The sequence below is a fragment of the Shewanella sp. Iso12 genome, assembly GCF_012030025.1.
In the GTDB taxonomy this organism is placed as follows: Bacteria; Pseudomonadota; Gammaproteobacteria; order Enterobacterales; family Shewanellaceae; genus Shewanella; species Shewanella algae.
Window position 1 is genome coordinate 1 of record NZ_JAAUHW010000039.1, and the last position, 817, is coordinate 817.

Below are 817 nucleotides of genomic sequence, written 5' to 3' on the forward strand. Positions count from 1 at the left end.
TGTGCGCTTGGCAGCACGCCCCATTTTTTCTGGTACCGACATCAACATGTTCATGTCATCGTTGATGATGGCCTGACGGGTGATAGAGAAAATTTTGCCGTAGGTGGCCAGCATGATTTTTTCGCCGTGGTCAGACAGGGTGGCGTATTTGTACTCGGCCCCCTCTTCAACCTTATCCAGCGCCTTAAAGCCATCCAGGCCAACACGGTTGGCAATCTTGAAGTCGCTCAGTTGGCCTTTCTTACAGAAGCGCTCGAAGGACTCTGGCTGCGCTTCCCAACCCTTGAGCACAGACTTATTGGCCACATCCAGCAGGATATTGCCAAAGTCGGAGCTTGAGTGGGTGAATGCCAGACCAACCATCTGCATCACGTTCATGCTGGCCACACCAATACCGCGATCAACCAATGATGCTCTGGCCAGTTCGCGCAGGTTATAGCTTGAATAGCCGTTATCCTTTTCATGTTCGCCGTGGCCGGCACGAGCCATAATGTGAGCGCGAATAGAATCACCCACAATATTGCCGTTGCCGGCATGGATGATAACACTGCGTGGCTGGGCTGCTGCAGGGGTAGTATTCTCACCGAGTTTAGCCAGAATCTTGTCCTTGGCTTTTTCAGAGGTCATTTCAACGTCAGCGATACACTCGTTTTTCAGCTCGGCAAACTGAGGCCAACTGGCAAACAAGGTATTCAGCCCATCAACCCGGGTACGGTTCAGCTCAGCGGCAGCCGCATTGATCTGCGCTTGCGTTGGCTGAGAACCAAGTTGTTGTGTAGTTGTCGCAACGGCTTGCTGCTGAGTTGTAGTGGCTACT

The 817-nt window shown here is 52.4% G+C and carries 1 pseudogene; it reads right to left on the reverse strand.

Annotation, left to right across the window (positions count from 1 at the left end):
* A pseudogene (locus tag HCX89_RS22630) lies at positions 1 to 817 on the reverse strand (Clp protease ClpP); the annotation flags it as partial.